This is a genomic window from Sphingomonas sp. S-NIH.Pt3_0716 (assembly GCF_003950715.1).
Lineage (GTDB): Bacteria > Pseudomonadota > Alphaproteobacteria > Sphingomonadales > Sphingomonadaceae > Sphingobium > Sphingobium yanoikuyae_A.
This window is the reverse complement of the sequence record NZ_QLJK01000012.1, coordinates 132,015-149,839: the sequence shown is the minus strand read 5'-3', so window position 1 is coordinate 149,839 and position 17,825 is coordinate 132,015. Positions and strand designations below refer to the sequence as shown.

Annotated in this window: 21 protein-coding genes; 13 read left to right on the top strand and 8 right to left on the bottom strand. The window is 65.7% G+C overall.

Annotated elements, in window-relative coordinates:
• On the top strand, positions 1-569 hold a 569-nt coding region (locus BRX37_RS12050; RefSeq protein ID WP_125987204.1), incomplete at its 5' end, for a hypothetical protein.
• 91 nt (positions 570-660) lie between these two features.
• Here the strand turns inward: BRX37_RS12050 and BRX37_RS12045 are convergent.
• From BRX37_RS12045 to BRX37_RS12035, 3 genes are all read right to left on the bottom strand, one after another.
• Entirely contained in the window at positions 661-1,278 is a 618-nt protein-coding gene (locus tag BRX37_RS12045; protein WP_017502956.1) for a methyl-accepting chemotaxis protein, read from the bottom strand.
• Between the two features lie 156 nt (positions 1,279-1,434).
• Positions 1,435-2,142, bottom strand: a complete 708-nt coding sequence (gene ctrA, locus BRX37_RS12040; protein WP_004212203.1) for a response regulator transcription factor CtrA — start codon at positions 2,140-2,142, stop codon at positions 1,435-1,437.
• 288 nt (positions 2,143-2,430) lie between these two features.
• Positions 2,431-3,324 (bottom strand): LysR family transcriptional regulator, encoded by an 894-nt coding sequence (locus tag BRX37_RS12035; RefSeq protein WP_029548055.1) that lies wholly within the window; start codon positions 3,322-3,324, stop codon positions 2,431-2,433.
• Between the two features lie 109 nt (positions 3,325-3,433).
• Between BRX37_RS12035 and BRX37_RS12030 the strand changes: the two genes are divergently transcribed.
• Both BRX37_RS12030 and wrbA read left to right on the top strand, forming a co-directional pair.
• Positions 3,434-4,153: a pirin family protein gene (locus BRX37_RS12030; protein ID WP_125987202.1), complete on the top strand. Its 720-nt coding sequence runs from the start codon at positions 3,434-3,436 to the stop codon at positions 4,151-4,153.
• 129 nt (positions 4,154-4,282) lie between these two features.
• Positions 4,283-4,882, top strand: coding sequence for an NAD(P)H:quinone oxidoreductase (gene wrbA / locus BRX37_RS12025; protein ID WP_125987200.1), 600 nt, complete (start codon positions 4,283-4,285; stop codon positions 4,880-4,882).
• 119 nt (positions 4,883-5,001) lie between these two features.
• On the opposite strand, the gene BRX37_RS12020 is transcribed toward wrbA, so the two are convergent.
• The gene (locus BRX37_RS12020) at positions 5,002-5,187 is read right to left on the bottom strand and encodes a hypothetical protein (RefSeq protein ID WP_004212193.1); all 186 of its coding nucleotides are present in this window, start codon (positions 5,185-5,187) and stop codon (positions 5,002-5,004) included.
• A 171-nt stretch (positions 5,188-5,358) separates the two neighbouring features.
• Between BRX37_RS12020 and BRX37_RS12015 the strand changes: the two genes are divergently transcribed.
• The 3 genes from BRX37_RS12015 (at position 5,359) to BRX37_RS12005 (ending at position 7,318) form a co-directional block, all read left to right on the top strand.
• Complete coding sequence (locus BRX37_RS12015; protein WP_125987198.1) at positions 5,359-5,814, top strand: carboxymuconolactone decarboxylase family protein; 456 nt, start codon at positions 5,359-5,361, stop codon at positions 5,812-5,814.
• Positions 5,814-6,674 (top strand): sigma-70 family RNA polymerase sigma factor, encoded by an 861-nt coding sequence (locus BRX37_RS12010; RefSeq protein ID WP_125987196.1) that lies wholly within the window; start codon positions 5,814-5,816, stop codon positions 6,672-6,674. The genes BRX37_RS12015 and BRX37_RS12010 overlap by 1 nt, the downstream gene beginning before the upstream one ends.
• A gap of 89 nt (positions 6,675-6,763) precedes the next feature.
• Positions 6,764-7,318 carry a hypothetical protein gene (locus tag BRX37_RS12005; protein WP_125987194.1) on the top strand — a complete coding sequence of 185 codons (555 nt, stop codon included), beginning with the start codon at positions 6,764-6,766 and terminating at the stop codon, positions 7,316-7,318.
• Between the two features lie 12 nt (positions 7,319-7,330).
• On the opposite strand, the gene BRX37_RS12000 is transcribed toward BRX37_RS12005, so the two are convergent.
• Positions 7,331-8,077 (bottom strand): SDR family NAD(P)-dependent oxidoreductase, encoded by a 747-nt coding sequence (locus BRX37_RS12000; RefSeq protein WP_125987192.1) that lies wholly within the window; start codon positions 8,075-8,077, stop codon positions 7,331-7,333.
• A 119-nt stretch (positions 8,078-8,196) separates the two neighbouring features.
• Here BRX37_RS12000 and BRX37_RS11995 point away from each other — a divergent pair, with 119 nt between their 5' ends.
• Positions 8,197-8,883 carry a TetR/AcrR family transcriptional regulator gene (locus BRX37_RS11995; protein ID WP_125987189.1) on the top strand — a complete coding sequence of 229 codons (687 nt, stop codon included), beginning with the start codon at positions 8,197-8,199 and terminating at the stop codon, positions 8,881-8,883.
• On the opposite strand, the gene BRX37_RS11990 is transcribed toward BRX37_RS11995, so the two are convergent.
• On the bottom strand, positions 8,880-9,839 hold the full coding sequence (locus tag BRX37_RS11990; protein ID WP_125987187.1) for an acyltransferase family protein: 960 nt from the start codon (positions 9,837-9,839) through the stop codon (positions 8,880-8,882). The two genes, BRX37_RS11995 and BRX37_RS11990, sit on opposite strands and share 4 nt — an antisense overlap.
• 86 nt (positions 9,840-9,925) lie before the next feature.
• Here BRX37_RS11990 and BRX37_RS11985 point away from each other — a divergent pair, with 86 nt between their 5' ends.
• The 6 genes from BRX37_RS11985 (at position 9,926) to BRX37_RS11960 (ending at position 14,320) form a co-directional block, all read left to right on the top strand.
• Complete coding sequence (locus tag BRX37_RS11985) at positions 9,926-10,606, top strand: RluA family pseudouridine synthase (protein ID WP_037516870.1); 681 nt, start codon at positions 9,926-9,928, stop codon at positions 10,604-10,606.
• 16 nt (positions 10,607-10,622) lie between these two features.
• A complete protein-coding gene (gene arfB / locus BRX37_RS11980; protein WP_010339963.1) occupies positions 10,623-11,048 on the top strand; it encodes an alternative ribosome rescue aminoacyl-tRNA hydrolase ArfB in 426 nt (141 codons plus the stop codon).
• Between the two features lie 138 nt (positions 11,049-11,186).
• Positions 11,187-12,353: a glycosyltransferase 87 family protein gene (locus BRX37_RS11975; RefSeq protein WP_318276674.1), complete on the top strand. Its 1,167-nt coding sequence runs from the start codon at positions 11,187-11,189 to the stop codon at positions 12,351-12,353.
• A gap of 40 nt (positions 12,354-12,393) precedes the next feature.
• Positions 12,394-12,879: a GAF domain-containing protein gene (locus tag BRX37_RS11970; protein ID WP_125987183.1), complete on the top strand. Its 486-nt coding sequence runs from the start codon at positions 12,394-12,396 to the stop codon at positions 12,877-12,879.
• Between the two features lie 130 nt (positions 12,880-13,009).
• Positions 13,010-13,876 (top strand): RcnB family protein, encoded by an 867-nt coding sequence (locus BRX37_RS11965; protein WP_125987181.1) that lies wholly within the window; start codon positions 13,010-13,012, stop codon positions 13,874-13,876.
• Positions 13,877-13,942: 66 nt separating this feature from the next.
• Positions 13,943-14,320 carry a VOC family protein gene (locus tag BRX37_RS11960; RefSeq protein ID WP_125987179.1) on the top strand — a complete coding sequence of 126 codons (378 nt, stop codon included), beginning with the start codon at positions 13,943-13,945 and terminating at the stop codon, positions 14,318-14,320.
• Here the strand turns inward: BRX37_RS11960 and BRX37_RS11955 are convergent.
• Together BRX37_RS11955 and BRX37_RS11950 are read right to left on the bottom strand one after the other, a co-directional pair.
• Entirely contained in the window at positions 14,301-16,847 is a 2,547-nt protein-coding gene (locus tag BRX37_RS11955; RefSeq protein ID WP_125987177.1) for a sensor domain-containing protein, read from the bottom strand. The two genes, BRX37_RS11960 and BRX37_RS11955, sit on opposite strands and share 20 nt — an antisense overlap.
• Positions 16,848-16,968: 121 nt before the next feature.
• Positions 16,969-17,787: an arginyltransferase gene (locus BRX37_RS11950; RefSeq protein WP_004212177.1), complete on the bottom strand. Its 819-nt coding sequence runs from the start codon at positions 17,785-17,787 to the stop codon at positions 16,969-16,971.
• Between the last annotated feature and the right edge of the window lie 38 nt (positions 17,788-17,825).

Genomic DNA, 17,825 nt, shown 5'->3' with positions numbered 1-17,825 from the left:
CCGGCGGCCTGGGTGGCACGCTGGGTGGTTCGTTCGGCGGATCGGGCAGCCTGGATCGCAGCATCGACCTCGACAATGGCCGGGTCGGCGCCAGCGGCAACGGCAATGGCCGCGCCGAAGGATCGGCAAGCCGTCGTGGCAAGAGCCGCTCGGCCAGCGGATCGGGATCGGCCAGCGGCAATCTGGCGGTCGATACGCTGGGCACCAGCGATGTGACCAGCGCGACCGATGCGGCGCGCAGCCGGGCGAGCGACACGGTCGGCGCCGCACGGGACCGGGCGGAAAGCGGCGTCGCGACGGCGCGCGATCGGGCGAGCAGCACCGTGGCATCGGCCCGTGACCGGGCAGGCAGCACGGTTGCCACCGCACGGGATCGAGCCAGCTCGACGGCCAGCGGCGCGCGATCGGCGGCGAGCAATGTCGCGGGCAACGCGACCAATGCCGTCGGCAGCGCCGCCTCGATCGACGCCAGCGGGCAGGTTTCGGGCAGCGGCGAGACCCATGGCAGCACCAGCCAGCCGCAGAGCGAGGCCGCTACCCCTTCCTCTTCCGATCAGGCCACGGATTGACCCCATAACCCCGTAGCCGTCGCCTGACGGAAGCGGCCGGCGATCCCCATAGGATCGCCGGCCGCATCATGTCCGCAATCGGACGACGGGATCAGCTGGACGCGACCACCATGGCGCGGGCGCGATCGGTCGCCGCGCGCGTGTCCCCTGCCAGTTTCTTCACTTCGGCCGCGACCACCGCAAAGCCGCGCCCCGCCTCGCCCGCCCGTGCTGCCTCGATCGTGGCATTGAGGGCGAGGAGATTGGTCTGGTTGGCGATGCCGCTGATCGTGTCGACAATGTCGACCAGCCCGTCGACCGTGCTCTTGAGTTCTGCGCGCAATATCTTGGACGGGGTGGTGTCGGTCGCGATCTTGAGGATACGCTCGACCCGGCCTTCGGCATTGAAGACCGGATTATAGGTGGCCTGCAGCCAGATGTCGCGGCCATGCTTGTCGAGGCGCCGATATTCGCCGGCATCGAAATCGCCCTGCGCCAGCTTGTCCCACAGCGCCGCATAGGCGGCCGAGCGCGCCTGGCCTTCGTCGCAGAAGATGCGATGATGGCGGCCGACAATCTCCCCCAGCGCATAGCCCATGGTCGCCAGGAACAGGTCATTGGCCCAGAGGATCGTGCCGTCCGGCGCAAATTCGATCACCGCCTGCGAACGGCAGATGGCGTCCCAGACGGCATCGCGGCTGTGGGGGTGAATGGCCTGGCCCATGAACATAAAACTCCTTCACCCCCGGCCTAGGCATCGATGGTAAATGGCAGCTTAATTCTATGGAAATTACATAATTTGTAACAATATGGCGGATACGGAAAAGGCCGGCGATCCCATCGGACCGCCGGCCTTTCCACCCCCTGACATGCAATCAGCGGTCGATCAGGCAACCCGCGCTTCGAGCGCCTCGACCTCATCGGGATCACGCAGCACATAGCCGCGGCCCCAGACGGTCTCGATATAATTGTCGCCACCGCAGGCCAGCGCCAGCTTCTTGCGCAGCTTGCAGATGAAGACGTCGATGATCTTGAGTTCGGGCTCGTCCATGCCGCCATAGAGATGATTGAGGAACATCTCCTTGGTGAGGGTCGTGCCCTTGCGGAGCGAGAGCAGCTCCAGCATCGCATATTCCTTGCCGGTCAGATGGACGCGATTGCCGTCCACTTCCACGGTCTTCGCGTCGAGGTTCACCGCCAGCTTGCCGGTGCGGATGACCGACTGCGAATGGCCCTTCGAGCGGCGGACCACGGCGTGGATGCGCGCAATCAGTTCCTCGCGATGGAACGGCTTGGTGACATAATCGTCGGCGCCGAAGCCGAAGGACCGGACCTTGCTGTCCATTTCGGCGACGCCCGACAGGATCAGCACCGGGGTCTGCACCCGTGCCGCCCGCAGCTTTTTCAGCACGTCATAGCCGTGCATGTCGGGCAGGTTCAGGTCGAGACAGATGATGTCATAGTCGTACAGCTTGCCGAGATCGAGGCCCTCTTCCCCGAGATCGGTGGTGTAGACATTGAAGCCCTCGGTCGTGAGCATAAGCTCGATCGCCTTGGCGGTGGTCGGTTCGTCCTCAATCAGCAGCACGCGCATTGGAAGCCCCTTCGTGTCGCAGGTCCGTTCACCCCACCAGAACGGTTTCTGCTCGCAATCATTAACCAAAAAACTTCTGAAGGACAAAGGTTAATTTTTCGCTAACCCGCAGGAATCCGCGAGTCGTATAAAAACGAATCTATTTACAAAGCGTTGACCCCGTAACGATCCCTATCGAGTCAAGCTGGATTCCGGGACGAAACGAGCAAAGTCCTGCCCTGGTTCCGCCTTTCGCAGGGGCGATCCGCGGCCGTCACAAGGCGGAAATTTGCACTTCGTAAACCAGCCTCAGCAACCATGGTGGCGGGTCAGGAAGTCGAGCAGCGCCTCCACCCGCGCCGGCCGCAGGCGCGAGGGCGGCGTCACCAGATGCAGGCCGAAGGGCGGCGGCCGCCAGTCGAGCAATATCTCCTCCAGCTCGCCCGAACGGATCGCGTCGCCGACGATGAAATCGGGCAGACGGGCGATGCCGACGCCAAGCCGCAGCGCGGGCATCATCGCCTCGCCGCTGTTGACGGTGATGCGCGGGCGGACCTGCACCGTCACATTCTGCTGCCCCGGACCGGTGAAGCGCCAGACATCGGGCGCGGTGACGTTGGAATAGCAGAGGCAGTCATGGCTGCCGAGGTCGGACGGATGGGTCGGGCGGCCGCGCTCGGCCAGATAGGCGGGCGAGGCGACGACATGCATATGGACGTCGGCCAGCCGGCGCGCGCGCAGCGAACTGTCGGGCATGTCGGCGATGCGGATGGTGGCGTCGAGGCCGAGTTCGACGATGTCGATCTTCGCATCGGACAGATGCAGGTCGACATCGACCAGCGGGTTTTCCTTGGTGAACTGCGCGATCAGCGGCGCGATCCGCAGCAGGCCGAAATTCATCGGCGCACCCAGCCGCACCGTGCCGGAGAGTTCGGCGGTCTCGTCGCGGGCCGCCTCCTCCGCCGCCTGCCCTTCGGCCAGGATGCGCTGGGCATGGTCGGCAAGGCGCCGGCCGCTCTCGGTCAGCGCCAGGCGGCGGCTGGTGCGGCTGAACAGGCTGGTATCGAGATGCTGCTCCAGGCGGGTCACCGCCTTGGACACGGTGGCCTTGGAGACGCTGAGCGCCTTGGCCGCGTCGGTAAAGCTGCGATGTTCGACCACGGCGGCGAACATCGCCCAGGCCTCGAAATCAGGTAGGCGCATAGGGAAACAATCCGTTTCAACACTGCTTATTCAAGAAACGAACCTGATCGCTAGATTGTCGGAAAGCAAGCCGGAAGCATCCGGCATTCGCATTCGAAAGGCAGACCCCATGAGCACGACAACCGCGAGCCGCATCGAGCGCCGCCCGTTCGCGTCGCTCGGCCATGCCGACCATGGCTGGCTGAACGCACGGCACCATTTTTCCTTCGCCAATTACTATGATCCCGCCCGCATGGGCTGGGGCGCGATCCGGGTATGGAACGACGACGAGATCGGTCCGCGCTCGGGCTTTCCGCCCCACCCGCACAGCGACATGGAGATCATCACCTATGTCCGCACCGGCGCGATCACCCACCAGGACAGCCTGGGCAACAAGGGCCGCACCGAGGCGGGCGATGTCCAGGTGATGTCGGCCGGCACCGGCATTCGCCACGCCGAATATAATCTGGAGGACGAGACCACCACCCTGTTCCAGATCTGGGTCATTCCCCGGTCGGTCGGCGGATCGCCCAGCTGGGGCGCCAAGCCCTTCCCGAAGGGCGATCGCTCCGGCAAGCTGGTGGTGCTGGCCAGCGGCCATGACGAGGACAAGGAAGCGCTGCGCATCCGGGCCGACGCCCGGCTGCTGGGCGGCACGATCAAGGCAGGCGACAGCGTGACCTATGAGACGGGCGAAGGCCGCCATCTCTATCTGGTCCCGGCGACGGGCCGGATCGAGATTGACGGCCAGACCTTCGAGGCGCGGGACGGCGCCGCCATCATCGGCGGCGCGCCCATCACCATCACCGCGGTCGAGGACAGCGAGATCGTCCTGGTCGACAGCGAATAGACATGACGCTTACGCACCGGTCCGTCATCCCCTCCCCCCGACGGACCGGTCCGGGTCGCCCGCATGCTCCCTCCCTTGTGCGGGCGACCACCCTTTCAACCTTTCAGTTTCAGATGAGGAGACGTGACAATGGCTAAGGTTCTGGTTCTCTATTATTCGTCCTACGGGCATATCGAAACGATGGCCAAGGCCATGGCCGAAGGCGCTGCCGCCGCCGGTGCGCAGGTCGACATCAAGCGCGTGCCCGAAACCGCGCCGCTGGAAGTTGCCAAGAATGCGCATTTCAAGCTGGACCAGGACGCCCCGGTCGCGACCGTCGCCGAACTGGCCGACTATGACGCGATCATCATCGGCACCGGCACCCGCTTTGGCCGCATGTCGAGCCAGATGGCGGCCTTCCTGGATCAGGCCGGCGGCCTGTGGGCACGCGGCGCGCTCAACGGCAAGGTCGGTGGAGCCTTCACCTCGACCGCGTCGCAGCATGGCGGCCAGGAAGTCACCCTCTTCTCGATCATCACCAACCTGCTGCATTTCGGCATGACGATCGTCGGCCTGGACTATGGCTTTGCCGGCCAGATGGGCGTCGACAAGGTGCGCGGCGGTTCGCCCTATGGTGCGACCACCCTGGCCGATGGCGACGGCAGCCGCCAGCCGAGCGAGGAAGAACTGGACGGCGCCCGCTATCAGGGCCGCCGGATCGCCGAAACCGCGATCAAGCTGCACGGTTAATCGCCGCCCGCGCCGTCTGGGGAACGCAGCCTGGCTGCGTTCTTCGGTCGCATGGGTGCGCCATCAGGTTGTAGGGAGCTGGCACGCCGGGACTGCGCGCCAGCTCCTTTTTCTTTTTATTATCCCAGCGTCTTGGGCGTGACCCAGACTTCGACCGGGGTGATGAACTTGCCCGGTGCGGGCTTGCCGACGACGACGCGGTCGGCGGTGACCAGTTCGCCATTTTCAAGGTTCAGCGACACCCAGGGCTTGGGCATGCGCTCGAACTTCATTTTCTGGATGGGCTGGCCGGTGGCCGTGTTCATAATGGTGGCAATGATAGACATAGGGCGCGGCCGCTAGCGCCTGCCCCCGCCCCCTGTCCAGAGCAGGAATCGGCAAAATATTTTCGACCCTTGCGAAAAAAATTGCTGCCCATGTCACATCGGGCACGGCCGTCTCGTCATGTCAGCAATAGCAAGCAAAGGAGCTGTATCATGACCGACAAGATCAATCCCTATGCCGCCGCGCCGCAGCTGATGAAGAGCTGGACCGCGCTGTCCACCGCGGTGGCCGACAGCCTGGAGCCAAGCCTGATCGAACTGGTGAAGATCCGTTCGTCGCAGATCAACGGCTGCGCCAACTGCATCAACATGCACACCTATGAAGCCCGCGAGAAGGGCGAGAGCGAACAGCGCATCTACCTGCTGTCGGCCTGGCGCGAGGCGCCCTGCTACACCGACCGCGAGCGCGCTGCGCTGGGCTGGACCGAGGCGCTGACCGAAATCGCTAAGGGCCATGCCCATGAAGCGGCCAAGGAGGCGCTCAACTGGGAGTTCACCGAGGAGGAACAGGTCAAGCTGACCCTGATGATCAACATCATCAATGGCTGGAACCGCATCGCCGTCGGCTTCAACCTCTGGTATGACATGCCGATGAAGGCAGCAGCCTGATGGAAGGGGGGACGCAGATGGACGCCGCCGACAGCTTCGACCCGCTGCGTCCCCGCCTGATCCGGGTCGCCTATCGCATGCTCGGATCGGTCGCCGATGCCGAAGATGTGGTGCAGGACGCCTTCATTCGCTGGATGGGCGCCGACCATGGCGCGGTGCGCGAACCCGAAGCCTTTTTGCGCCGCATCGTCACCCGGCTCTGCCTGGACCAGATGAAGTCGGCGCGGGCGCAGCGCGAAACCTATGTCGGCCCCTGGCTGCCCGAGCCGGTTGTCGAGGAAGCGGACGAGGAAGAGGATGTCACCCTGCCGCTGATGCTGGCATTGGAGCGTCTCTCGCCGCTGGAGCGGGCCGCCTTCCTGTTGCATGATGTGTTCGGCCTCGCCTTTGACGAGGTGGCGAGGACCATCCGGCGCGATGCTGCCGCCTGTCGTCAGCTCGCCGCCCGCGCGCGCGATCATGTCCGCGACGCCCGCCCCCGTTTCCAGATCGAGAAACAGCGCGGGCTGGAGATTGCCGGCGCCTTCTTCGCCGCGTCGCGCAGCGGCGACATGGGGGCTCTGGGCGCGCTGCTGGCACAGGATGTCAGCTTCCACAGCGATGGCGGCGGCAAGCGCCCGGCCGCGATCCGCCCGGCGATCGGCCATGGCCAGGTGATGCAGGTCCACAAGGCGCTGGCGGTGCTGTTCGGCAAATATGGATCGACCCTGCTGCGCACCTGCATGGTCAACGGCCTGCCCGGCTTCGTCACGCGCGAGGCCGATGGCGAGTTGCAGACCACCGCACTGGACATAGAGGATGGCCAGGTGACCGCCATCTACATCATGCGCAACCCGGACAAGCTGCGCCATCTGCACTGAATGCTTAATCGCCGGATAAGCCCGTTCCTTGTCAAATTCGCAGCCCCCGCCGCGCCATGGCAGGATCGGGGACCGGGAGCGAAACAGAGATGGTTGGTGCGATCGGCGGCTCGAGCAATGGCTGGGGCCAGTTCAAGAAGGCGATGGAAGAATTTGCCGAAAAGGTTCGGCAGGCGAACCAGAATAGCGGCAGCACGACAGCGAAAGTGACAGAGGCGAGCACACCGGCGGCCACCACGCCGGTTGCGGCCAGCGAGCCGGTCGCCAGCGTCCAGCCGGCGGTCGAAACGACACCAACTACCGCAGCGACCGCGCCGGCGCCGGTGATCGCGAGCGAATCCGCCGCCGTCGTCAGCGATAGCGTTGCCCTGTCACCTTCGCTGTCGCCCCTGACCTATAGCGCGCCCACGCCAGCGCCGCGATCGCAGGCCGTCGCGGCGCCGGAAACCACGCTGGACACGCAATTGTCCGACGCGGGCTATTACGCGTCGCCAGCGGCATCGGCCGTCGCCGACCCGGTCGCTCCCGCCCAGCAGGAGGATGCCGCCGCGCTGAGCCAGGCGCAGGTGATCGCCCAGGCCGCCTATGCCCTGGTCGCCCGCGCCGGCGAGGATCATCGACTGTCGCTGATCCAGCAGGGCTGACGCCCCGCGCCGTCAGCGCGCCAGATAGCCGCCATCGACCGGATAATAGGTTCCGGTCATGAAGGAAGCGCGATCGGACAGGAGGAAGCTGGTCATGGCAGCGATCTCCTCCGGGCGCGCCAGCCTGTCGAACGCATGCAGGCCGGCGAGGACGGCCCGTTCCGCATCGGTCATGGTCTTGCCGAGCGCCGGGGTTTCGACAAAGGCCGGCCCGACCGCATTCACCCTGATACCCTGGCCAGCATAGTCCAGCGCGGCGGTCTTGGTCATGCCGACGACCGCATGCTTGGACGTCACATAGGCGGCGGAGCCGGCCCAGCCGACCGCGCCCAGGATCGAGGCCATGTTGACGATCGCGCCGCCACCGGATTTCAGCATCGCCGGAATCTGATATTTCATGCCGTAGAAGACGCTGTGCAGATCGACGCCGACAACCCGGTGCCAGTCATCGATGGCAATGTCGGCCAGCGGCGTGGATGGCGCGCCAATCCCGGCATTGTTGACCGCCAGATGCAGTCCGCCGAAGGTTTCGACGGCGAAGTCGACACTGGCGCTGACCGCTTGTGCATCGCTGACATCGACCTTGAAGGCGCGCGCCCGATCCTCGCCACAGGATTGCGCGAGACGCTGTGCCCCCGCTTCGTCGAAATCGGCGATGACGACCTTCGCGCCTTCCGCCAGCAAATCCTTCACCACCGCTTCGCCGATGCCCGATGCACCGCCGGTGACGATCGCGACCCGATCCTGAAACAACGCCATTCCAACTGCTCCTTGATTATCGCCGCCGGGCGACGGCATGACCGATGGGAAATAAACTCGACTCAAAGTATCCGGTTCCGTATCCTTTTATGTCGGAGCCGAATGGAAGGAAAGCAGGGATGGCCACCGATACCAGCCAGCGGGCTGACGGATCAGGGAGCGACGGATCGGCGCGGCCGACAGGCCGGCCGTCGCGCGAGGCGGCCGAACAGATTGAAGCGACGATGCTGGATGCGGCATTGGCGACCTTCATCGAGGCCGGTTTCCAGGGGGCCAGCATGGAAGCCATCGCCCGCCGCGCCGGGGTGACCAAGCGCACCCTCTATCGCCGCGCGCGGACCAAGTCGGACCTGTTCGTCGAGGTGGTCGAGCGCCTGGCCCGCCAGTCGGGCATGCCCAATCTGGCGCGGGTCGAGGCAGGTCCGCTGGAACAGCGCTTGCAAGCGGCGGGCGAGATTTTGCTGGGCTGGCTGCTCAATCCCCATGCGATCGCGCTGTATCGCATGATCGTGGCGGAGGCGGCGCGTCAGCCGGGGCTAGCGCTCAGCGTCGATGGGCCGTTCCAGCGTGCCAGCACGGCGATCGCCGCCATCCTGGCCGAGGATGGCGCCCGGCCGGCAGAGATCGTCAGGCTGGGCGCGGACATGTTCGTGCGGCTGGTCGCCGGCGAGGCGCTGGACCGGGCGGCGCAGGGGATCGAGCCGGCTGGCGTTTCAGACCGGACGCATGCGCGCGCCATGGCGGCCATCGCCTTCTTCCTGGCCGGCTGGCGATCCTGGCCAGCGTCGGCGCCGTCCTTGTCCTAGAGCATCCAACGGCTGAGGCGCGGGGACAGGCGGATGAGGTGCCACAGGGCAAGGGGCGCCAGCAGCGCGAGCGCGAGCAGCCAGGGCTTGGCCAGATAGGGCGTGCCATAATGGATGATCGCGACATGCAGATACATGATGACCAGTGACGCCCGGCCGAGTGCGGCGAGCGGGGCCGCCACGGGCGCGATGCGGGCGGACAGGCGGAACAGCAGCAGCGACGTCGCGATGCCCGAGGCGATCGAGAGCAGGGGCCAGCCATAGTCGGCCGCCTTCATGTTGAGGGTCGGCAGCCAGCCGGCAAGGCCCGCCAGCGCGAGCAGGCCGAGTGGCGCTATCCAGAAATTGCGCCAGTGCAGCCGCGGCCAGAGCGCGCCGACCCAGAGCAGGATCATCGCCATCGGCACGCTCAGCAAGCCGAGCGGCGAGGCCTGCGTCATCCAGCCCAGCCCCTCCGCCAGCACCAGCAGTCCCGGCATCAGGATCAGCCAGCGCCGGTCGAGCGGATCGGGCCAGCGGTTGAGCGCGAGGTTGAACAGGATGCGCGCCAGCATCAGGCAGGGCACGAACCAGAAGATGGTATAGGGACCGCGCAGCCAATAGCCGCCAAGCAGGATCGGCAGCAGATCGCGCGGCCATTGGTGGAAGATCGGCAGATTGCCCTTGGCCGGTTCGATGACCTGATCGGCCAGGATCAGCAGCGCGAGGAAGATCGCATAGGGGCGCATCTGGCTGACCAGTTGCCGCCGGGTGAAGGCGCCGACGGGATGCGGCCGCGAGAGCATGCCCGACAGCAGGAAGAAGAGCGGCATGTGGAAGCTGTACATGGCGTCGCGCAAGGGTCCGCGTGTCCAGACATGGCCGACCACCACGGCAATGATGCCGATGCCGCGCGCGACATCGACCCAGTCTAGCCGTTGCGGCGCATGTTGATAGGCAAGGCCCCTATTCTCCATCGGCTCCACGCCCTATAGGATGCGGCGTGGGCGTCAATCGCCCAACCAGATTACCCGGACGCCAGATTTCCCGATCGGATTGATATTTGACCCTGCTTAGCGACAAAGTGCTGTTCATCGATGGCGAGGCCATCATCCTCGACAAGCCGGCCGGCCTGCCGGTCGATGCGCCGCGCGACGGATCGATCAGCCTTGAAAACCACCTCGCCTCGCTGACCTTCGGCTTCCAGCGCTGGCCGCTGGCGGTCCACCGGCTGGACCGCGACACCAGCGGCTGCCTGCTTCTCGCGCGCAATCCCAAGGCGCACAAGCGCTTTGCTGCCGCGTTCGAGGCCGGCACGGTCGAGAAGCGCTATGTCGCGGTGCTGGAGGGCGTGCCCGAGGCGGATGAGGGCACGATCGCCCTGTCGCTCAAGAAGGTGAGCACGCCGAGCCAGGGCTGGCGCATGATCGCGGCGAAGGCGGGCAAGCCCGCCGTCACCCACTGGCGCAAGCTGGCGGTGAAGGACGGCCGCGCGCTGATCGCCTTCACGCCCGAGACCGGCCGCACCCATCAGATTCGTGTCCATGCCCAGCATGGGCTGGGCTTCGGCATCGTCGGCGATCCGGTCTATGGCGACGGACAGGGCGCGATGCTGCTGCATAGCCGCTTCCTGAGCGTGCCGCGCGGCGACAACAAGCCGCCCGCGCAGGCGACCGCGCCGCTGCCGCAGAGCTTCGTCGATGCAGGTTTCGGCCCCGAGATATTGGATGAGACCGGGCTGTAAGCCCCGGCCCCGCGCCATGGTCGCCATCCCCGTCACCCGCTCCATCGCGATCGATAGCGACGAGATTGTCGAGAGCTTCGCGCGCGCGTCGGGGCCGGGCGGCCAGCATGTGAACACCACCGACAGCGCGGTGATGCTGCGCTTCGACGTCGCCGCCTCGCCGGGGCTGCCCGATGTAGTGAAGCAGCGGCTGGCGGATCTGGCCGGATCACGCATGACCCGCGACGGCGTGCTGATCCTGCGCAGCGAGGGCGCGCGGTCGCAGTTGCTCAACCGGCAGGAGGTGCGCGAGCGGCTGTTCGCGCTGATCCGCGAGGCAACGATCGTGCCCAAGAAGCGGCGCCCGACCAAGCCGACCAAGGCATCGCAAAAGCGCCGCGTCGACGGCAAGGTCAAGCGCGCAGCCGTGAAACAGGGACGCGGCCGGGTCAGGATGGACTGAATTTAGCGGCCATTTACGAATTAACCATCATTGCCTTGCTAGGGAAAATGGGACGCAGGACCGCGTTCCCAGCTTCCCGAGGATGCCATGCCGGCCGAACGCCCGATTCTTCTGCCTCCGCGCCCCTGGAACTGGTTCATGTGGGTTGCCGCCACGTTCCTGGGCGTCTTCCTGATCATCTCGGATTTACGCCAGCTTGACGGTCTGCACCTGCCCGAAGCCCGACTTCTGATCGGCCGCGACTTTCTGAATGTTTGGTCGGGCGGAACACTTACGCTGACCGGCGAACTTGAACGCATTTATGATCTGCAAGCCTACATGAATTGGCAGGCCAGCATTTTCGGCCCGCTGGAGATGCTGAACTACTCCTATCCCCCGCATAGCCTGTTTCTGGCGATGCCCTTTGCGCTGTTTCCCTATCCGGTAGCGCTCGCCTTGTGGACGGGCCTTGGCGCCATCTTCTTTGCTTGGGCCGCCCGCCCCTATATACCGGCCGGCCTGTCCCTCTGGCTTGCGCTGCTGACGCCGGCGGCGATCGTCAATATCTGGGTCGGCCATTATGGGTTTGTCATTGGCGGCCTGTGGCTGCTGTTCTTCGCCCAGTTGCGCCATGCGCCGGTCCGCGCCGGACTTGTCGCCGGGCTGCTGACGCTCAAGCCCCATCTGGGCCTGCTGATTGCCCTGACGCTGGTCCATCGCAGGGCCTTCCGGGCGATAGGCGCGGCACTCGCCGTCACCTTGGGGCTGATCGGGCTGAGCGGCTTGGCGTTCGGCTTCGATCTCTGGCCCACCTGGCTGACGGATACCTCTGCCCTCCAGACCCGGATCATGACCGCAGAAGGCGAAAAATTCTATTTCTTCATGATGACATCAGCCTATGTCGCGCTGCGCGAGGGGCCTTATTGGCTGCCGCTGATGGCCCAGACCCTGTTCGCGGGCAGCGCGCTCTACCTGGCCTGGCGCGCGCGTGACTGCTCCGTCCATCAACTGGCCTTCATCACGGCCACCGCGACGGCCCTGATCACCCCCTATATCTTCAACTATGACCTGACGGTTTGCTGCCTTGGCTTCGCGGTCCTGCTTTATGGCCAATGGCACGCGCTTCATCGCAACGAGCGGGTCATCCTGTGGATGGCCTTTGCCGCCCCCCTGCTGGTGATGGCGTGGAACCTCATTGCACCGATCGCCCTGCTTGCCGGCCTGGTCGTCCAGATACGCTGCTACACGGGCATGTCCTACGCAGATCTGCTGTTGCCGGCCCCTCTCAAGCGGCGATGGATCGATAATCCCGTCCCCACATCCTAGCCTCTGGCCGAGCGGTGCTGGCCATCCTATATGCATGCCCATGTATGATTTCGCTCCCGCTGCCGACGCCGACAAGGCGACGCTTTACGCCGATCTTCTGTCCGCTGCCGACGCGCTGACCCGTGACGAGCCCGATGCGGTCGCCAATATGGCGAACCTGTCGGCGCTGATCTGGCAGTTCCTGCCTGACCTCAACTGGGCGGGCTTCTATCGCATGGTCGAGGATGAGCTGGTGCTCGGCCCGTTTCAGGGCAAGGCGGCCTGCATTCGCATCCCGCTGGGCCGCGGCGTGTGCGGCACCGCCGCGCAGACGCGCGAGACGCAGTTGGTGGCCGACGTCCATGCCTTCCCCGGCCATATCGCCTGCGACGCGGCGAGCGCGTCGGAGATCGTCGTGCCGGTGGTGCATGATGGCCGGCTGATCGGCGTGCTGGACCTGGACAGCCCCCGCCCCGCCCGGTTCGACAGTGCCGACCAGCAGGGGCTGGAAGAACTGGTCGCGCGGATCGCCGGCCGCATCGGCTGATCGCCGCCCTGCCCCGTTCCGGGACAGGATTTCATAAGCCGAACATGGCGTTGCACGGATCGTCATGCTAATTTCCGCGTTAGCATGATGACCGTGCGGGCGGCCTGACGCCCCTGCAGGAACAGGGAGCATGATGATGGCCGCGCGCTTTTTCTTCGCCAGCAGCGCCATGGCGCTGATCGCCAGCCTTGCAGGGCCGGTTGCCGCGCAGGCGCCAGCGACATCCAGTACGGGCGTGATCCACACCACCACCACGGCGACGGCCACGACGGCCCATCGCTGGGGGCCGCGCTATGACGGGCGCTGGTATGCCGGTTGGGCCGCGCCGGGCGGCTGGCAAAGCTATCAGCGGCCGCGGGTGGGCTTTGCCCTGCCCGCCTACTGGGTCCATCCGCGCTTCTTCATCGCCAATTATGGCGTCTATGGCCTGCCGGCGCCGACCACCGGCTATGGCTGGTCGCGCTATTATGACGATGCGGTGATGACCGACCAATATGGCCGGGTGCGCGACGTGCGCAGCGGCATCGACTGGTCGCGCTATGAGGGCGGCTATGAAGAGGGTGCGCCGCAGCCGGCCGTCATCGCCAGTTCCGGTGGCGAGGCCGGCTATAGCGCGCCCGACGACATGGTGACCTATAACCCCGCGCCGCAGCCCGCACCACAGCCCGCCCCGTCCAGCCGCCCCGGCGTGGACTATGACGCGCCGGCCTATGCCAGCAGCGCCGTCAGCCCGAGCGCAACAACGGTGGAGACTGTTGCGGCGGCTCCAACGGCTCCGCCAGTTCCGGTGGCAGCGACGAGCGGCACGCACTGGTCGAACCAGCCGGCGACCACGACCCTCGTGTCGGCCGCGCCGCCAGTGCCCGGCCTGCCGCCGGGAGGCTATATTTCGGGCGGCTTCTATTATCCGCCGCCGCTGGTGACGACCATCATCATCAATCCCGACGGCACGACCCAGGCGACCACCCGCTATGCGACCGAGGCGGCGCCGCGCTGAACCGTCCGGAACCGCGACCATGGGTTGGTGCGTTGACGGGCGGAATCAGGCGACGGGAGTGGCGTTATGCTGCATCATGTATCGGTGGGCACCAATGATGTGGCGCGGGCGCGGGCCTTCTACGACCCGCTGATGGCGCTGCTGGGCTATCGCAGCCTGCGCGACCACCCCCATTCGCTCGACTATGGCGTGACCGACGTGGTGTTCAGCGTCGAGACGCCGGTCGATGGCGCGCGCGCCAGCGCGGGCAACGGCATCCATATCTGCTTCGTCGCTGCCGATCGCGGCGCGGTCGACGGATTTCATCGGCTGGCGCTGGAGCTCGGTGGCAGCGATGCCGGCCCACCGGGCGTGCGGCCACAATATGACGAGCATTATTATGGTGCGTTCGTGCGTGACCCCGATGGCAACAAGATAGAGGCGGTCACTTTTTCGGCGCGATAGGCGCCGCGCCGCGGGCGGCGAGGACCGACGCGGCGGGCTGTGGCCGGCCATAATGATAGCCCTGCGCGATATGGCAGCCATGCTGGAGCAGCAAAGCGGCCTGTTCGGCGGTCTCCACGCCTTCGGCCACCACCTCCATGCGGAAGCTGCTACCCAGCTTGATGACGGCGTCGACGATGGCGGCGTCGCCGGCATCGCTGTCGACATGGCTGACGAAGCTGCGGTCGATCTTCAGCACATTGACCGGATATTGCTTGAGATGGCTGAGCGAGGCGAAGCCGGTGCCGAAATCGTCGAGGGCGATACGCACCCCGCCCCGCGCGAACCGGTCAAGCGCGCGCGCGACCTGATCGGCGCCGCGACCAAGGAAGACCGACTCGGTCACTTCGATCTCGAAATTCTGAGCCGGCACGCCATGCTGATCCAGCCGGGCCAGGACATGATCGGCAAAATCGGCCTGCAGCAGATCCGCCGCCGAGGCATTGACCGCCACCCGGCCGGGATCGAAGCCCATCCCGAGCCAGGTCGCCATGTCGTGCAGCACCGCATCAAGCATGAGGTCCGTCAGGCGGATGGCCAGTTCGCCATGTTCGAAGGCGGCAGCAATGGTGGCGGGCGCCTGCACCCCGAGCCGGGGATGCTGCCAGCGCAGCAACGCCTCATAGCCCAGCACCTGCCCGCTGCGCATGTCGACCTTGGGCTGATAATAGGGTTCGACCAGTCGCTCGGCGATCACCTGGCGCGCCATGTGGATCATCGAACTGCGCTGCTGCGCATCGGCCCGCAACTGGGAATGGAACATGGTGAGCCGGCTACGACCGCTCGCCTTCGACGCATAGAGCGCCAGGTCGGCCGCCTTGAACAGTTCATGCGCATCGTCGCCATGTTCGCCGAACACGGCGCCGCCGACGCTGACCCCGGCTTCGAGCAACTGCCCCTGATAGGCGAAGGGCACCCGCATCTTGTCCAATATCGCCTGGCTGCAGGCCTGCACCGTCGCACTATCCACCAGCGAGGCGGCGATCAGGCCGAACTCGTCCCCACCCAGGCGACCGACCACCGCATCGGCCGGCGCCGCCGCCGCCAGACGCTCGGCAAAGCCGCAGAGCAGCGCGTCGCCCGCATCATGGCCGAGCGAATCGTTGATCCGCTTGAGGTCATCGATGTCGAACAGCATCAGGCCGAAGCCCGCGCCGGTCGGGCGCGCCTGATCCGCCAGTTCCTCCAGCACGCCCTGCCACAATGTCCGGTTGGGCAGCCGCGTCATCGGATCGTGGGTGGCGGCCCAGCGGATGCGTTCTTCCGCATCGCGCTGTTCGGTGACGTCGAGGAAAGTGACGATGATCCGGCGCAACTGGCCGACTTCCGTGCGCGTCGCCCAGCCGGTGCTGCGGATCCAGCGCAGCACGCCGTTATCGGCGCGATGGACGCGCAGGGTCGCCTCGAAATGGGGCGGCAGGACATTGGCGGCAACGCCGTCCATCATCGCCTTGAGCTTGTGCCGATCATCGGGATGGACGAGCGACAGGGCCAGTTCCGTGGTCGCGGGCGCATCCGCCGTCAGGCCCAGCATGGCCCGGAATTCCGCCGACCAGCTGCGTTGGCCCGAGCGGGCATCATAGTCCCATATGCCGAGCCGCGCCGACTGCACCGCAAGGCGGAAATGCTCCTCGCTCTCGGCCACCGCCTGCTGCGCCAGCTTCTGATTATGGATATCCTCCAGCGTGCCATACCAGCGGATGATCGCGCCCCGGCCATCACGCCGTGCGGCCGCGCGCGCGCGCATCCAGCGATAGCTGCCGTCGCGCAGGCGCAGGCGATAATCGACATCGACCGGATCGCCCGACTGGAGCCGCTCGCGCCATAGCGCCAGGGTCCGGTCCATGTCGTCGGGATGCAGGGCGTTGATCCAGCCGGCGCCCATCGCCTGTTCGGGCGAGCTGCCGGTCAGATCGCGCCAGCGCGGCCCGACCTCCTCGATCGCGCCATCGGGCGTGGCGGTCCAGGGAACCTGGGGGCTGAGTTCTACCGACCAGCGATGATGTTCACGACTTTCCGCCAGCGCGGTTTCGAGCAATTCAGCCTGTTTGTCGCGACGATCATGCATATCCTCGACCGTTCCATACCAGCGCCATGCCCCTGCGGGCATTGCCTGCCGCGTCATGCGGAGCAGGCACCAGCGGCTTGCGCCATCTGCGCAACGCAGGCGAACGACCAGCGGTTCCGGCTGCGACGAGGCGGCGGCGGCCCGTATGATGATCCCGATATCGACCGAATCAAAGCCCTTGCGCCAACCATGGCGCATCAGCCCCATGCGAAGCCCCCCGCCCCGCACCTCGCCCTCGACCCAGTAAGTCAGCAGGCGACCGCGATAATCCGCGAACCAGTGAATGACGGGTGGGCGGACATGCTTGATCTTGGACGATAATGTCCTGTGCGCGATGTTGGCGCCGGACGGCATATGGGCCGCAGGCCCGCCAAGTTCGCGGGCGCCATCGGCAAAGCGCCGATCAGCGAAGCGATCCATCGCCCATCCCCGATTGCCGTGCCGCCCTGTTCCTCATGGCAGCGATGATGCAGGAAAAGCTTAAACAAGCCTGCACGTAACCGGAATGATCAGGAATCTGTAATTTACAGAAACTGTGCCGTCAGCGGCGCAAGATGGCGGCCAGTTCGACCGGCAGCGGCGGCTCGTCCCGCGGCATGACGACCCGGATCGCTTGCGCCTGTTCCTCCGGATCGAAGCGGACCCAGCCGGCACGGCTGAGCTTTTCGAGCGGGCGGTAGCGGATCTTGTACTGCATCCGCTGCGAGCCATCGACCCAATAGCCCAGATACACATAGGCGAGGCCCGCACGGGCGGCGCGCTGGATATGATCCATGATGATGAAGTTGCCGAGACCCGGACGATCTTCCAGTTCGGTGTCGAAGAAGCTGTAGATCATCGACAGGCCGTCACCCTGGCGATCGGTCAGGCAGGCGCCGACCAGCTTGCCGGGGCGGCCATCCTCGCCGGGCAGGCGATATTCGACGACATGGCTTTCGACCGGGGTCTGTTCGACCATGTCGGCGAAATCCATCTCGTCCATTTCGGTCATGCCGCCGCCGGGATGCCGCGCGCGCAGATAGCGCTGGAGCAATTCGAACTGCTCCTCGGTCGACCAGGGCTTGCAGGCGGTGACGACGAGGTCGCTGTTGCGGCGGATCAGCTTGCGCTGGGTCGCGTTGGGCTTGAATTCCTGCGCGACGACGCGGACCGACACGCAGGCCGAGCAATCGGCGCAGCTGGGGCGATAGGCGACATTCTGGCTGCGGCGGAAGCCGATGCGGCCGAGCGCATCATTGAGTTCCGAGGCATTGTCGCCGTTGAGTTCGGTGAAGACCTTCCGCTCGCTCTTGCCCGGCAGATAGGGGCAAGGGCTGGGGTTCGTCACGAAGAAACGCGGAAAGCGGAATGGTGCGCTCATGCCTCTCCCCCCGATTCAGTCATGCGAATTTGCCTTTT

What these genes read in the sequence shown, in the direction of transcription:
- BRX37_RS12035 (WP_029548055.1), bottom strand. Translation starts at nt 3,324, where the DNA reads ATGCGCCTACCTGATTTCGAGGCCTGGGCGATGTTCGCCGCCGTGGTC.
- BRX37_RS12000 (WP_125987192.1), bottom strand. Translation starts at nt 8,077, where the DNA reads ATGGCGTTGTTTCAGGATCGGGTCGCGATCGTCACCGGCGGTGCATCG.
- BRX37_RS12020 (WP_004212193.1), bottom strand. Translation starts at nt 5,187, where the DNA reads ATGAACACGGCCACCGGCCAGCCCATCCAGAAAATGAAGTTCGAGCGC.
- BRX37_RS12030 (WP_125987202.1), top strand. Translation starts at nt 3,434, where the DNA reads ATGAGCACGACAACCGCGAGCCGCATCGAGCGCCGCCCGTTCGCGTCG.
- BRX37_RS12010 (WP_125987196.1), top strand. Translation starts at nt 5,814, where the DNA reads ATGGAAGGGGGGACGCAGATGGACGCCGCCGACAGCTTCGACCCGCTG.
- BRX37_RS11955 (WP_125987177.1), bottom strand. Translation starts at nt 16,847, where the DNA reads ATGGATCGCTTCGCTGATCGGCGCTTTGCCGATGGCGCCCGCGAACTT.
- BRX37_RS11975 (WP_318276674.1), top strand. Translation starts at nt 11,187, where the DNA reads ATGTGGGTTGCCGCCACGTTCCTGGGCGTCTTCCTGATCATCTCGGAT.
- arfB (WP_010339963.1), top strand. Translation starts at nt 10,623, where the DNA reads ATGGTCGCCATCCCCGTCACCCGCTCCATCGCGATCGATAGCGACGAG.
- BRX37_RS11950 (WP_004212177.1), bottom strand. Translation starts at nt 17,787, where the DNA reads ATGAGCGCACCATTCCGCTTTCCGCGTTTCTTCGTGACGAACCCCAGC.
- BRX37_RS12015 (WP_125987198.1), top strand. Translation starts at nt 5,359, where the DNA reads ATGACCGACAAGATCAATCCCTATGCCGCCGCGCCGCAGCTGATGAAG.
- BRX37_RS12005 (WP_125987194.1), top strand. Translation starts at nt 6,764, where the DNA reads ATGGTTGGTGCGATCGGCGGCTCGAGCAATGGCTGGGGCCAGTTCAAG.
- BRX37_RS11970 (WP_125987183.1), top strand. Translation starts at nt 12,394, where the DNA reads ATGTATGATTTCGCTCCCGCTGCCGACGCCGACAAGGCGACGCTTTAC.
- BRX37_RS11995 (WP_125987189.1), top strand. Translation starts at nt 8,197, where the DNA reads ATGGCCACCGATACCAGCCAGCGGGCTGACGGATCAGGGAGCGACGGA.
- BRX37_RS11960 (WP_125987179.1), top strand. Translation starts at nt 13,943, where the DNA reads ATGCTGCATCATGTATCGGTGGGCACCAATGATGTGGCGCGGGCGCGG.
- wrbA (WP_125987200.1), top strand. Translation starts at nt 4,283, where the DNA reads ATGGCTAAGGTTCTGGTTCTCTATTATTCGTCCTACGGGCATATCGAA.
- ctrA (WP_004212203.1), bottom strand. Translation starts at nt 2,142, where the DNA reads ATGCGCGTGCTGCTGATTGAGGACGAACCGACCACCGCCAAGGCGATC.
- BRX37_RS11965 (WP_125987181.1), top strand. Translation starts at nt 13,010, where the DNA reads ATGATGATGGCCGCGCGCTTTTTCTTCGCCAGCAGCGCCATGGCGCTG.
- BRX37_RS11990 (WP_125987187.1), bottom strand. Translation starts at nt 9,839, where the DNA reads ATGGAGAATAGGGGCCTTGCCTATCAACATGCGCCGCAACGGCTAGAC.
- BRX37_RS12045 (WP_017502956.1), bottom strand. Translation starts at nt 1,278, where the DNA reads ATGTTCATGGGCCAGGCCATTCACCCCCACAGCCGCGATGCCGTCTGG.